The 12,797-nt window shown below is 56.5% G+C and carries 13 protein-coding genes; 3 read left to right on the plus strand and 10 right to left on the minus strand.

The features are described from left to right. Window positions 1–7: 7 nt before the first annotated feature. Window positions 8–874: a phospholipase A gene (gene pldA / locus ABTW00_RS22380; RefSeq protein ID WP_064546457.1), complete on the minus strand. Its 867-nt coding sequence runs from the start codon at window positions 872–874 to the stop codon at window positions 8–10. Between the two features lie 161 nt (window positions 875–1,035). Between pldA and yigI the strand changes: the two genes are divergently transcribed. After that, on the plus strand, window positions 1,036–1,503 hold the full coding sequence (gene yigI, locus ABTW00_RS22385; RefSeq protein WP_271447634.1) for an acyl-CoA thioesterase YigI: 468 nt from the start codon (window positions 1,036–1,038) through the stop codon (window positions 1,501–1,503). Window positions 1,504–1,553: 50 nt separating this feature from the next. Then, complete coding sequence (rarD, locus tag ABTW00_RS22390; protein ID WP_433637709.1) at window positions 1,554–2,447, plus strand: EamA family transporter RarD; 894 nt, start codon at window positions 1,554–1,556, stop codon at window positions 2,445–2,447. A 78-nt stretch (window positions 2,448–2,525) separates the two neighbouring features. Here rarD and corA read toward each other — a convergent pair whose 3' ends face one another. The 8 genes from corA to lptM form a co-directional block, all read right to left on the minus strand. Continuing rightward, window positions 2,526–3,476, minus strand: a complete 951-nt coding sequence (gene corA, locus ABTW00_RS22395) for a magnesium/cobalt transporter CorA (RefSeq protein WP_433637711.1) — start codon at window positions 3,474–3,476, stop codon at window positions 2,526–2,528. A gap of 152 nt (window positions 3,477–3,628) precedes the next feature. Further along, complete coding sequence (gene ysgD / locus ABTW00_RS22400) at window positions 3,629–3,685, minus strand: YsgD/CorL family protein (protein ID WP_368301982.1); 57 nt, start codon at window positions 3,683–3,685, stop codon at window positions 3,629–3,631. 147 nt (window positions 3,686–3,832) lie between these two features. Beyond that, entirely contained in the window at window positions 3,833–5,995 is a 2,163-nt protein-coding gene (gene uvrD, locus ABTW00_RS22405; protein ID WP_271447635.1) for a DNA helicase II, read from the minus strand. 99 nt (window positions 5,996–6,094) lie between these two features. Further along, entirely contained in the window at window positions 6,095–6,811 is a 717-nt protein-coding gene (gene yigB, locus ABTW00_RS22410) for a 5-amino-6-(5-phospho-D-ribitylamino)uracil phosphatase YigB (RefSeq protein WP_433637714.1), read from the minus strand. Continuing rightward, complete coding sequence (gene xerC / locus ABTW00_RS22415) at window positions 6,811–7,716, minus strand: tyrosine recombinase XerC (protein ID WP_064546446.1); 906 nt, start codon at window positions 7,714–7,716, stop codon at window positions 6,811–6,813. The genes yigB and xerC overlap by 1 nt, the downstream gene beginning before the upstream one ends. Next, window positions 7,713–8,420, minus strand: coding sequence for a DUF484 domain-containing protein (locus tag ABTW00_RS22420; RefSeq protein WP_064546444.1), 708 nt, complete (start codon window positions 8,418–8,420; stop codon window positions 7,713–7,715). The genes xerC and ABTW00_RS22420 overlap by 4 nt, the downstream gene beginning before the upstream one ends. Then, complete coding sequence (gene dapF / locus ABTW00_RS22425) at window positions 8,417–9,241, minus strand: diaminopimelate epimerase (protein ID WP_064546442.1); 825 nt, start codon at window positions 9,239–9,241, stop codon at window positions 8,417–8,419. Before dapF ends, ABTW00_RS22420 begins: the two co-directional genes overlap by 4 nt. A gap of 32 nt (window positions 9,242–9,273) precedes the next feature. Then, complete coding sequence (lptM, locus tag ABTW00_RS22430) at window positions 9,274–9,477, minus strand: LPS translocon maturation chaperone LptM (RefSeq protein WP_064546440.1); 204 nt, start codon at window positions 9,475–9,477, stop codon at window positions 9,274–9,276. Between the two features lie 139 nt (window positions 9,478–9,616). Between lptM and cyaY the strand changes: the two genes are divergently transcribed. Continuing rightward, window positions 9,617–9,937 (plus strand): iron donor protein CyaY, encoded by a 321-nt coding sequence (gene cyaY / locus ABTW00_RS22435; protein ID WP_064546439.1) that lies wholly within the window; start codon window positions 9,617–9,619, stop codon window positions 9,935–9,937. Between the two features lie 98 nt (window positions 9,938–10,035). On the opposite strand, the gene cyaA is transcribed toward cyaY, so the two are convergent. After that, window positions 10,036–12,582, minus strand: a complete 2,547-nt coding sequence (gene cyaA, locus ABTW00_RS22440; protein WP_064546437.1) for a class I adenylate cyclase — start codon at window positions 12,580–12,582, stop codon at window positions 10,036–10,038. Between the last annotated feature and the right edge of the window lie 215 nt (window positions 12,583–12,797).

Here is a 12,797-nt window from a genome sequence, read left to right on the forward strand (position 1 = left end):
TACCCTGTTAAAACAGGTCGTTAAGCATCACACCCACCCCAACGCGGGTTTGATTGAAGTTGTAATCAATAAGCGATTCACCGTAGCCGCTGTAGACCTGAGTATAGACGCGCACATGTTTGCTGATCGGATAGCTGACGCCCAGCTCTGCGCCGCCGTAGCCGGTGTTCCAGTTGTACTGCCCCTGCGCGCTCAGCACCGCATCACCCAGCTGATAGCCGATTTTCAACCGGTAGTATCCCATATATTTGGTGATATCCGGGTTATCGTCGGTATCGCCGATCACATACCAGGGTTTGACTTCCACCAGCCAGTTGCCGTTTTGCGCCATCAGCCGCGTATACAGGCGGTTCCAGCTGCGCGAGGTCGGGTCAGATCGGCCATTTGAGTCATGGTTAAAGCCCACTTCAACATCGCGCAGCGTCCAGCCGGCAAAGCGATAGTCGGTGGCGAAGCCCAGGAACATCTGCGGCTCGTAGTTGGTTTCGCGAAACGGCGCGGATTCACCGCTGTTAGAAAGCTGCCACCAGGAGCGCTGCGTGTAGGAAGCCGCCAGCACCGAGTTATCTCCCAGAATGCCGCGCCACAGCGGGAAAGCCAGGCTCAGCTGAAACTTCACCTCGTCCTTACGCGCGTTCTCAGCCCAGTCGTAGGAGCGAATCGCCTCTTTATTGAGATCGCTGGTCCAGGTATACAGCAGGTAGTTGCTTTCATAAGGGTAGAGCGTGAACGGATTGTCATGCTCCTGCAGCAGGTTCGCAATAATACTGCCACGCACCGCCGGTACATCATGTACCTCCTTAATCGTCGCTTCCTGCGCCAGCGCCGAGGCAGGCAGCAGCAACGCCAATAACCCACTCCTTGAGAATCGCATCAGTCACTTTCCCCTGAGATATATAAAAACAATGAATAACAAAATGACACTCATTCTACCTTTTTACGTTGTTCTTGCTCATCAAACCTTTCCGAAAGTAGAAATCAACATTCAATCGGCATAAAATCAACATTTTATTAACATACAAAAATAAGGTCATTATGTCTGCCGAACTCACCGCCGCCGAAGCGCTCAAGCTGGTTGGGGAAATCTTTGTCTACCATATGCCGTTTAACCGCGCTCTGAATCTGGAGCTGGAAGTCTACGAAAAAGCCTTTGCGCAGCTGAGCTTTAACAATCAGCCGATGATGGTGGGAAACTGGGCGCAAAGCATTCTGCACGGCGGTGTGATCGCCTCAGCGCTGGACGTGGCCGCCGGGCTGGTGTGCGTAGGCAGCACGCTGACGCGCCACGACACCATTAATGAAGACGAGCTGCGCCAGCGGCTGTCGAAAATGGGCACCATCGATCTGCGCGTGGACTATCTGCGTCCGGGCCGCGGTACGCGCTTTACCGCCAGCAGCACGCTGCTGCGAGCCGGGAACAAGGTTGCCGTGGCGCGCGTTGAGCTACATAACGAAGAGAATACGCATATTGCCAGCGCGACGGCGACTTATATGGTGGGATAACCGCCAGAATCGCGTAACATTACATGACTTTTTCGTAATGGATGTTTCACATGGATCCCAAACAAACGCGTCAGGGCGTACTTCTCGCCCTTGCCGCCTATTTTATCTGGGGCATCGCTCCAGCCTACTTCAAGCTGATTTACTACGTCCCTGCCGATGAGATCCTGACCCACCGCGTCATCTGGTCGTTTTTCTTTATGGTGGCCTTGATTAGCATCAGCCGCCAATGGCCGCAGGTGCGAACGCTGCTGAAAACCCCGAAAAAGGTCTTTCTGCTGGCGCTGTCGGCGGTGCTGATCGGCGGTAACTGGCTGCTGTTTATCTGGTCGGTTAACAACCACCACATGCTGGAGGCCAGCCTCGGTTATTTCATTAACCCGCTGGTGAATATTTTGCTGGGCATGATTTTCCTCGGCGAGCGCTTCCGCCGCATGCAGTGGCTGGCGGTGATTCTGGCTATCTGTGGCGTGCTGGTACAGCTGTGGACCTTCGGCTCACTGCCGATCATCGCGTTGGGTCTGGCGTTCAGTTTCGCCTTCTACGGCCTGGTTCGTAAGAAAATTGCCGTCGATGCACAAACCGGGATGCTGTTCGAAACGCTCTGGCTGCTGCCGGTGGCGGCGATTTATCTTTTCGGCATCGCCGACAGCGCCACCAGCCACATGGGCAACAACTCGTGGTCGTTGAATCTGCTGCTGATCGCCGCAGGCGTCGTGACCACCATTCCGCTGCTGTGCTTTACCGGCGCGGCAACGCGTCTGCGCCTTTCCACGCTGGGCTTTTTCCAGTATATCGGCCCAACGCTGATGTTCCTGCTGGCGGTGACGTTCTACGGTGAGGTACCGGGGGCGGATAAGATGGTCACGTTCGCGTTTATCTGGGTAGCGCTGGCGATTTTCGTGATGGATGCGATCTATACGCAAAGACGGGGGCGTCAGGGCTAAAGCAGTGCCGGATGGCGGCGACGCCTTACCCGGCCTACGGTATTGCCGGATCGGCGAAGCCGCTATCCGGCACAACCATTACAGCCAGTTCTTGCGCTTGAAGTACAGGTACGGCGCAAGCCCCGCCAGAATCATAAAGATAATCGCGCCCGGATAACCAAAGCTCCACTTCAACTCCGGCATAAACTCGAAGTTCATCCCATAGCTTGAAGCCACCAGCGTCGGCGGCAGGAACACCACGGACACCACCGAGAAGATCTTGATGATGCGGTTCTGCTCGATGTTGATAAAGCCCATCGCCGCTTGCATCAGGAAGTTAACCTTCTGGAACAGCGATTCGTTATGTGGCAGCAGGGATTCGATATCGCGCAGGATTTCGCGCGCTTGCTCCAGCTGACTGGCCGGTAAACGTGCTTTGCGCACGAGGAAGTTCAGCGCGCGCTGGGTATCCATCAGACACAGGCGAACCTTCCAGCCGATATCTTCCAGCTCGGCCAGCGTGGACAGCGCTTCGTCGTACTCATCGCCCTGGTGCCCTTCCATAATCACGCGGCTGAGCTTTTCCAGGTCGCTGTAGATGTTTTCAATTTCATCCGCCAGCTGTTCGATTTTGGTTTCGAACAGGTCCAGCAGCAGCTCGTAGGCGTTGCCATCGACCATCGACTGGTTACGTGCACGCATACGATACAGGCGGAACGCCGGCAGCTCGCGCTCGCGCAGGGTAAACAGTCGCCCTTCACGGATGGTGAATGCGACGGTGGAGTTACCGGCGTGATCGTCCGCATCTTCGTAGAAGAAGAAGGAGTGAATATGCAGGCCGTCTTCGTCTTCAAAAAAACGCGCGGATGCTTCGATGTCTTCCAGTTCGGGGCGCGTGGCCAGGTTCTGGCCCAAATCCTTTTGCACACGGTTACGTTCATCGTCATCCGGCTCGACTAAATCGACCCACACCGAGCTGGCGAGGTGTTCGATTTCGTCCGCTTCCAGACGCGTTAAACGATTATTTTCCAGTTGAAATGCGCTCAGCATGACCGGGACTCCCAATGCAAAAAATTATCGGACAGCCGGTGGGCACACAGAAACTACAGGGGTTTCAGACCATTAAACAGCCTGACTCAATGCGACGGGATAAAATACGGGTCGCTGACAACCGCTAAGGCTATCAGCATTTGAGGATAGCCTTAGGAGTTGTTCCTGAATGACAGGAAGGTGAGCCAGCATCTACTGGGTGTGTCCAAGGCTTTGTCCTCTTAGCGTAATCGTGCGCGCATGTTACGCCAGCAAAAAAACGGCGTCAACACGCAACGAAACGCTAACCGGGATTAATTACCTTCTGTTCCGTAAGGCTAGCAGATCGTTACAAAATAATGATATTTTTCTGAAAGTTATACCGTTTCCAGCCTGGCGTAGGCCGCCACCAGCCATTTAATTCCCTGACCCTGGAACGCGACCTGCAAACGGCTGTGTTCACCGCTGCCTTCCAGGTTGACGATGGTGCCCTCGCCAAACTTAGCGTGGCGCACGCGCTGGCCGAGTTTGTAGCCGGTATCATTCTCCGCCATCGGCGTCCCCATTCGCTGATGGCTCACCGGACGGCTGACGGTCGCGCGCAGACGCACCTCTTCTACGCAGGCTTCCGGCAGTTCACCGATGAAACGCGACGGGCGATGATAAACCTCTTTACCATACAGACGGCGGGTTTCGGCATAGGTTAGCGTCAGCTTCTGCATCGCGCGGGTGACGCCGACGTAGGCCAGACGGCGCTCTTCTTCCAGACGGCCGCCTTCATCCAGCGACATCTGGCTTGGGAACATCCCCTCTTCCATCCCGACGATAAACACCTGCGGGAACTCCAGACCTTTGGCCGAGTGCAGGGTCATCAGCTGTACCGCATCCTGCCAGGTATCGGCCTGACCTTCCCCGGCCTCCAGCGCCGCATGGGACAGGAACGCCTGCAGCGGCATTAAATCTTCGTCTTCTTCGTTGTAGCTGAACTGGCGCGTTGCCGTCACCAGTTCATCTAAGTTTTCGATACGCGTCTGGCCCTTTTCGCCTTTTTCCTGCTCGTACATCATGCGCAGGCCGGAATCTTTGACCACCCGATCGGTCTGCACGTGCAGCGGCATATCGGCCGTTTCCTGCGCCAGCGCGTCAATCAGCTCCATAAAGCGCTGTAAAGCGCTCGCGGCGCGGCCAGCCAGCGCTTTCTCTTGCAGCAGCTCGCGGCAGGACTGCCACAGCGTCAGCTGGCGATCGCGCGACGTCTGACGTACCACGTCCAGCGTACGGTCGCCAATGCCGCGGGTTGGCGTATTCACCACACGCTCAAATGCCGCATCGTCGTTACGGTTGGCAATCAGGCGCAGGTACGAGAGCGCATCTTTGATTTCCTGACGTTCGAAGAAGCGCATCCCGCCATAAATGCGGTACGGCATGCTGGCTTGCAGCAAGGCCTCTTCCAGCACACGCGATTGGGCGTTGCTGCGATAGAGAATGGCACACTGGTCCAGCGCGCCGCCGTTGTCTTGCCAGGTTTTAATTCGGTTCACCACAAAGCGGGCTTCGTCGAGCTCGTTAAACGCGCAGTAGAGCGAAATCGGCTCGCCGTCGGCGCCGTCGGTCCACAGTTTTTTGCCCAGACGTCCGTTGTTGTTTTCAATCAGGGCGTTCGCCGCGCTCAGGATATTGCTGGTTGAACGGTAGTTCTGCTCCAGACGGATGGTTTCGGCACCGGGGAAATCGTTGAGGAAGCGCTGGATGTTCTCCACCTGCGCCCCACGCCAGCCGTAGATCGACTGGTCATCATCGCCCACGATCATCACCTTGCCGGTGTCGCCCGCCAGCAGACGGATCCAGGCGTACTGAATGTTGTTGGTATCCTGGAATTCGTCCACCAGAATATTGGTAAAGCGTTCGCGGTAGTGCTGCAGAATGTGCGGCTTGTTGAGCCACAGTTCATGGGCGCGCAGCAGCAGTTCGGCGAAATCCACCAACCCCGCGCGATCGCACGCCTCCTGATAGGCCTGATAGACCTTCTGCCAGGTCTGTTCGACCGGGTTGCCGTAGCTTTGCAGATGGTGCGGGCGCAGCCCTTCATCTTTCTGGCTGTTGATAAACCACATCGCCTGGCGCGGCGGCCACTGCTTTTCGTCGAGGTTCATCGCTTTAATCAGGCGTTTGAGCAGGCGTAGCTGATCTTCGCTATCGAGAATCTGGAAATCCTGCGGCAAGCCGGCGTCCAGGTGATGCGCACGCAGCAGTCGGTGCGCCAGACCGTGGAAGGTGCCAACCCACATGCCGCCCTGCGAGGTGCCCATCAGCTCACCAATACGGTGGCGCATTTCCGCCGCCGCTTTGTTGGTAAAGGTGACGGCCATAATGGAGTACGGCGAGCAGTTTTCGACGCTTTGCAGCCAGGCGATGCGGTGCACCAGCACGCGCGTCTTGCCGCTGCCTGCCCCGGCGAGCACCAGCATGTTGGTTCGCTCCGCCGCGACGGCTTCGCGTTGTTTATCGTTGAGGCTGTCGAGCAGGTAAGAAACGTCCATTGATGGCACCGTCGGTCAATAAAAAGAGAACCACTACGCTAAATCATTCGTACCGCGTCGAAGGACTTAGCGTAGCGAACACTGGGAATTTATACAGAATTATATCAGCGAGGTCAGAGATGCCAACCGGGAAATCTCAATGTGCGGCAACAAACGGCTGTCGGCGGTCTGCATCAGATCGGCATTTTCCGGCTTGATCCAGCAGGCCTGCATCCCACAGCGCACGGCGCCCGCGACATCGGTGGTCAGGTCATCGCCCACGTGCAAAATCTCGCCGAGCGGTACGTTGAGCTTTTCTGCCGCCAGGTGATACATATCGGCAAACGGCTTCGAGCGCCCGTCCGGCCCGGCGCGGAGCACAAACTCAAAATAGCCGCTCAGACCAAATAGCTCCGGCTGTGCGTTACCGTTGGTAATCGCCACCAGCGGCCACTTTTTGCCCAGCTTTTGCAGGGTATCGTGGGTTTCCTGTGGTACGTCAACCCGGCTACGCCAGTGGGCGAAGTTATCCATCGCCGCATCGGCACCGGCTTTCGCTTCCTGGGCCGTTAACCCCAGCTGTCGCATCCCTGACTCCAGCGCACGCCAGCGCCATTCGGTGACGTCGTGATAAATTTCCGGCTCGGTCTTCAGCAGCGCATCGCGCCACTGTTGAAGCGTGCGGGCATCAAAGTTCGCCAGCGCCGGGTGGTAACCGCGCACAAAGTTCAGCGACTCCTGCATCGTGCGGTCAATCACCGGGCGGTTATCGTAAAGGGTATCGTCAAGGTCAAACGTCAACGCGGCAATCGCGCCCAGCGGTCGATAAAAACGCATTATTTCTCCCGTTTGGCGCGCGGATGCGCCGCATCGTACACCGAAGCAAGGTGTTGGAAATCAAGATGGGTATAGATTTGGGTGGTCGAAAGGTTGGCATGGCCCAGTAGCTCCTGCACGCCGCGCAGATCGCCGCTTGACTCAAGCATATGGGTCGCAAACGAGTGGCGCAGCTTGTGTGGATGCACGTGGCTGTTCAGACCCTGCTTCACGCCCCATTCGGCAAAACGTTTTTGCACGTTACGGGCCGAAATACGCTTGCCGAGCTTTGAGAGGAACAACGCATCTTCGTCGCTCCCAAACAGCCCGCGCAGGTCGAGCCAGTGTTCAATCCACGCCACGGCGTTACGGCCAATCGGCAACCTGCGTTCTTTGCTGCCCTTGCCCATCACCCATACTTCACCGGTATCGAGATCCAGATGTTTGATATCCAGATTGACCAGCTCGGACAGACGCAGGCCCGCGCCGTACATCACTTCCAGCATCGCGCGGTCGCGCACCGCCAGCGGGTCGTTAAGGTCAATATCCAGCAGGCGGTTAACGTCGTCGACGTCGATATTTTTCGGCAGGTGGCGCGGCGCTTTTGGCGCGGCAATCCCTTTCGCCGGGTTAGCGGGCAGCACGCCCTGGCTGACCATCCAGTCAAAGAAGCTGCGTAGGGCCGACAGGCGCAGCGCCAGGCTTGCCGCTCCCAGCCCCTTACGGCGGCTGCGGGTGGCGAAGCTGCGTACCATCGCAGCATCACATTGTTGCCAATTCCGCAGGCCCATACCTTCGGCCAGTTCAATAATGGCATCAAGCTGACGCTGATAATTCAGGAGGGTGATGGGGCTGAGCTGCCGCTCAACGCCGAGATAGCGCAGGAAACGGGTAACGTCTTGCCCCAATGCGGTATCGCTGGTCATTCGCGTTCAATCCATCGTTCCAGCAGGCCAGGCAGCATTAAGGCGATTTCCTGCAACAGCTGCGTTCCCTGCCCAGGCTGATAGTGGTGCGGATCACGGCTGCTGAAGAGAATCACCCCGAGGTCGCCATCGCTGCCCATCATCGACATGGCTACCGAACCTACCGCTTTGGCTTCTGGCAGCACCAGCAGCAGTTCCGGACCGTTGAGGGTGCCCAGATAGTGGTTTGACTGACCTAAGCGTTGGATGCGCAGCGGCTCGAACGCCTGACGAGAGAGCACCAGATCGGTGTGTTTAGAGGGAGCGCCAAGCCGCCAGCGGTCGGAGAACAGTCTTATCGACGCCCCCGCCAGCCCCAGCTCGCGCGCCCAACGGTGAAAGCGCAGCAGCAAATCGTCCAGGCTTTCGGCGCACGCCAGCCGGTTTTGCAGATGCAACAAGCGATAGAACAACCCTTCGTTGGCCGTCGCCTGCTCCATCAGTTGGCTCATATTCTCTTCGAGCATCGCGATATAGTTGCGCGAGCGCGCCATATGCCACTCGACCAGCGAAACCATGCCCCGCACCGGGTGCGGGACGCGCATCTGCTCGACGGCAGCGGCATTACGAATAAAGAATTCAGGATGTTGCAACAGATAGTCTACCACCGCGCCGTCATTCAGCACGGTGATGGCGTCCTGCTGTTCTTCCCCAACCTGTTTCATAGATGAATAAATCCGTCATAGACATGTGCCGCCGGGCCAGTCATAAACAACGGTTGGCCCGGGCCTTTCCAGGCGATATCAAGACGCCCGCCCGGCAATTCCACGCGCACTTCTTCCGCCAGCAAGCCCTGCTGAATACCGACGGCAACCGCCGCACACGCACCGCTTCCACAGGCCTGAGTCTCACCCGCACCGCGTTCGTACACGCGCAGGCGGATGTGATCGCGTTTCACGACCTGCATAAAACCAATGTTAGCGCGTTCTGGAAAACGTTCATGGCTTTCCATCACCGGGCCCAGCGTTTCAACGGCCGCCGTATCGACGTCGTCGACCTGAATCACGCAGTGCGGGTTCCCCATGGAAACCACGCCGCACAATACTGTCTGCTCGGCCGCACGCATAATATAGGTCTTTTCCGCTTTATTGGCGCGGAACGGAACCTGCGAGGGCTCAAAGTTCGGCTCGCCCATATTGACGCGTACCAGGTCATCTTCCGTGACGCTTAATACCATACGCCCGTTGGCCGTGCTGACGCGGATATCACGTTTATTGGTCAGCCCTTTCAGACGCACAAAGCGGGCAAAACAGCGCGCGCCGTTGCCGCACTGAGAGACTTCACTGCCGTCGGCGTTGAAAATGCGGTAGTGAAAATCCAGGTCCGGATCGTAAGGCGGTTCGACAACCAGCAGCTGATCAAAACCCACGCCAAGATGGCGGTCCGCCAGTCGGCGGATCAGCTCAGGCGAAAAAAACACATTCTGCGTTACCGCGTCGACGACCATAAAATCGTTGCCGAGGCCATGCATTTTAGAGAACTGCATCATCTACTCCAGTTGCGCGGTACAGAACGGAATCAGTAGTTAACCTGCGTCGGGCCGCCGTCGTCGCCACGATCGTTACGATCCGGCGTTGCGCTCTGCACAGGCGGCGTCACGGGTTTGGTCGGCGGTGCCGCCGTCTTATCAGCCGGAGGGAAATAGAGCGGGCCCTTCAGGCCGCAGCCTGCAAGGCTAAACAGTGCAAGTAACAAAGCCAGCGGTCGAAAAATCTTATTCATTATTAAGATGCCTGTAGTTCAATGCTTTCTATTTTCTATCATCGCAGGAGAAGGCGCAAAAGCAAGCGTTAAGCGCCTGACTGCAACGTGATTTGTTTCACGCTATACTGCCGCTATCACTAAATAGCGGGATAAAACAATGAACGACAGTGAATTTCATCAATTGGCCGATACCCTGTGGCTGACCATCGAAGAACGTCTGGACGACTGGGACGGCGACAGCGATATCGACTGTGAAATTAACGGCGGCGTGTTAACCATCAGCTTTGAAAACGGCAGCAAAATTATTATTAACCGTCAGGAACCGCTGCACCAGGTGTGGCTGGCGACCAAACAGGGCGGCTATCATTTTGACCTGAAAGGTGACGAGTGGGTGTGCGATCGCAGCGGCGAAACGTTCTGGAATCTGCTGGAGCAGGCAGCCACGCAGCAGGCGGGTGAGGAAGTGAGTTTCCGCTAAGGCTGATCGCCGGATGGCGGTGTAAACACCTTATCCGGCCTACAAAAAACACGAAACGAGTCGGCCGGATAAGGCGAAGCCGCCATCCGGCATCATGATTAAGAGAAGTACTGCTGTAACAGCGGCGCGTTATTGTTGTCGTGGTTTGACGGCGGCGGCACGATGGCCTGGCTGCGGAACGGAATCACCTGCGCGCGACCGTCAACCTTCACAATCTGATAGAACTGCGGCAGGTTGAAGTTGATAAAGCTTGAGCCGTAGGTGAAGCGATCGTGCGACGAGGAATAGAAGCGGCTAACGTCGCGCACCAGCTCCTCTTTGCTGCCTTCACAGTGGTGATACACCTCTGCGCGGTTACTCTCGTCGAGAATGTAGATATTAAAGCCCTGATCTTCGCCCGATTCCTCGAAGAAGAACTGGATAATCCCTTCGCTGGCAAAACCATCCACCACCGGCGGCAACTCCACATGGTTGGTCTCAACCTGCACCGACAGACCGTGCAGCTTGTTATGCGAAATCGCGCCGTAAAACTCGATGGCGTTTTCCAGCTTCTGTACCGACACGTTCAGACGCTCAAAGAACAGGCCCCAGGTTTGCCCGGAGACACGCAGCGCTTTGAAGCGGCCGGTTTCCTGACGCGTACTGGAAAGGCGCAGTTCAATACACTCGGAGACCAGCTGCTGCACGCGGGTACGAATCAAGCCGCGCAGATGCTGGCTGTAGCAGAACACTTCGACGCTGTCCGGCGGCGCGGCATCCTGGTGCATTTTACCGAGGATGGTTTTCAGCGCTTCGATCATCGCCTGCTCGCCGTTGAAGTGCAGCGTACGCACTTCGTTCCACGAGTTGCGATACAGCAGGTCGACGCTGCCGACCAGGCACTTCTGATCTTCGCCAAAGCTGAAAGTATCCAGCTTGCGGAAATCGAAGTGCACCACCTGATTGCGGAAGGCCGCCGTCGGGTCGTATTCGAGGTTGACGATAATCGCCAGATGGCGAATTTCACACGGGCTGTACAGCGCTTTCGGCGTTGGCGCAGGCAGACGCAGCGGGAAGTGGTGCGATACGTCAGCAACCATCTCCTGCAGTTTCGCCAGATCAACAATGCCGTTGCCCTTAATAAACAGGCGCGTGCGTGAAGTCAGCAGGCCGTTAAACCAGGCCCAGGCCACCAGCTTGTTGAGATAGCGGTTATATTCCAGCGGCTGATGGCTGATGATGGATTCCATGTTCGGCGCGCGGTTGTAAAGGTACCAACCCGTACGGTTGGCGCGTCCCGGCGGAACGTAGATAAAGGTTAGATTCGGTTCGGACAGGTCCGGGGAGATCTGCGGGTTCACCAGCGTCACTTTGCCCGGCAGCGCTTCAAACGCGGCGTACAGCTTACGCGTCAGCACGCCGATATCCTGCGGACTGGCGGAAACGCTCAGGTTGTTACGACGAGCGAAGCGAATCAGGTTACGGTAGCTCTGCATCATCGCGTCGAGCAGTTCGTTGTGCGCTTCGCGGACCTGGTCGATTTTCCAGTTGGCGCGGTTGTCGAGCATCGCCAGACGCTCTTCACTCCAGCCCCACTCTTTCACCAGTTGGCCCACCACTTCGCGACGCCAGCCAACGCAAGCGCGTTCACGGCTAAGCTTTTCGCACACTTTCAGATAGAAGCAGCGGCGGACAAGGTCGAGACGGGTTTCGTCGTCAATGGCCTTCAGGTATTCGGTCACGCGTTCCAGCATCATGCAGTAAGCATCAAGACCGAAGGAGACGATCTCGCCGTCATGCAGACGCTGTTTAATATCCTTCGCCAGCAGGCGCGTGTTGGGATACTCCCACGAGTAGGCTTCCAGCAGCAGGGTTTTCAACACCGCTTTGTACGGTGAGTCGATACTCTTATACAGCTGCCACAGGCTGGCGCCAAAGTACTCTTCGGCGGAGAGCGAGCTCAATCCACCGAGGTCGAGCCATTCGTTTGGCGTCAGAACGCCCTGGGCGTAGAGCGTCATCACGTAGTCATCGTAATGATCTTCTTCTTCGCACGGCACCATATTCCACAGAATACGTTTGCCCGCCAGGCGCACCGCCGTACGGTAAAATTCGTCGAGCAGTAAAATGTGCTGCGTTGAACCACAGTCTTCCCCACCGAGGCTGCCGCTTTCGTTATGACGGAAACGGTTCTCGTCGATCAGGAAGAAGCTGACTTCAACCCCCAGCGATGCCGCCCAGCTTTCCAGCAGGCTGCATTTGCGCTGTAACAATTGGCGTTCATCATTATCGAGCCACGACTGGTGACAGACCCAGATATCCAGATCGGACGAACAGCTCTGGCCAACGGACGAGGTGCTGCCCATGGTGTAAACGCCGGTAATCGGCAGTTCGCCCTTGGCCGTGCTCTGCGGCGGCATGCCGCGATGCAGCTCGAGTTCGTCGAGGTAATGGCGTTGGGTTTCATCAGGCGTGTAAAGGCAGATGCCCTTGGGAACGTTACCGTCAAGGTAACCCGGCATCAGCGGATGATGATAATGTAATAATGTCGGCAGTAGACTGTATACCTGCTGGAAAGCAGGGCCCATGGCTGCAAGCGCGCGATCCACGCGCAGTTGGTTGATGGCATCCAGTCTCTGTTTTAGCGTCTCAATATAGAGGTACAAGACATATCGCCTGATGTTCAAAACCTCGACGTATCCTGTTAAAGCGGTACGGAGGTTTTAATATTTCAACAAGAAGAACCGTTACCGTTTTTCGTCCGCCGTTGTCATTATCGAATTCTGGACAAAAAATGGTTTAAAACGTGATCAATTTAACACCTTGCCGGTTGACCGTAAAGAATGTTGCACTACAACAAGTGTAGCATTGAATGCTGCTG

It is taken from the genome of Kluyvera georgiana, assembly GCF_050990895.1.
Classification (GTDB): domain Bacteria; phylum Pseudomonadota; class Gammaproteobacteria; order Enterobacterales; family Enterobacteriaceae; genus Kluyvera; species Kluyvera georgiana.

Excerpts from the sequence above, each read along its gene's own strand:
- ABTW00_RS22420 (WP_064546444.1), bottom strand. The coding sequence starts at position 8,420 with ATGAAACAGGTTGGGGAAGAACAGCAGGACGCCATCACCGTGCTGAAT.
- yigI (WP_271447634.1), top strand. The coding sequence starts at position 1,036 with ATGTCTGCCGAACTCACCGCCGCCGAAGCGCTCAAGCTGGTTGGGGAA.
- pldA (WP_064546457.1), bottom strand. The coding sequence starts at position 874 with ATGCGATTCTCAAGGAGTGGGTTATTGGCGTTGCTGCTGCCTGCCTCG.
- uvrD (WP_271447635.1), bottom strand. The coding sequence starts at position 5,995 with ATGGACGTTTCTTACCTGCTCGACAGCCTCAACGATAAACAACGCGAA.
- cyaY (WP_064546439.1), top strand. The coding sequence starts at position 9,617 with ATGAACGACAGTGAATTTCATCAATTGGCCGATACCCTGTGGCTGACC.
- xerC (WP_064546446.1), bottom strand. The coding sequence starts at position 7,716 with ATGACCAGCGATACCGCATTGGGGCAAGACGTTACCCGTTTCCTGCGC.
- corA (WP_433637711.1), bottom strand. The coding sequence starts at position 3,476 with ATGCTGAGCGCATTTCAACTGGAAAATAATCGTTTAACGCGTCTGGAA.
- lptM (WP_064546440.1), bottom strand. The coding sequence starts at position 9,477 with ATGAATAAGATTTTTCGACCGCTGGCTTTGTTACTTGCACTGTTTAGC.
- rarD (WP_433637709.1), top strand. The coding sequence starts at position 1,554 with ATGGATCCCAAACAAACGCGTCAGGGCGTACTTCTCGCCCTTGCCGCC.
- yigB (WP_433637714.1), bottom strand. The coding sequence starts at position 6,811 with ATGCGTTTTTATCGACCGCTGGGCGCGATTGCCGCGTTGACGTTTGAC.
- dapF (WP_064546442.1), bottom strand. The coding sequence starts at position 9,241 with ATGCAGTTCTCTAAAATGCATGGCCTCGGCAACGATTTTATGGTCGTC.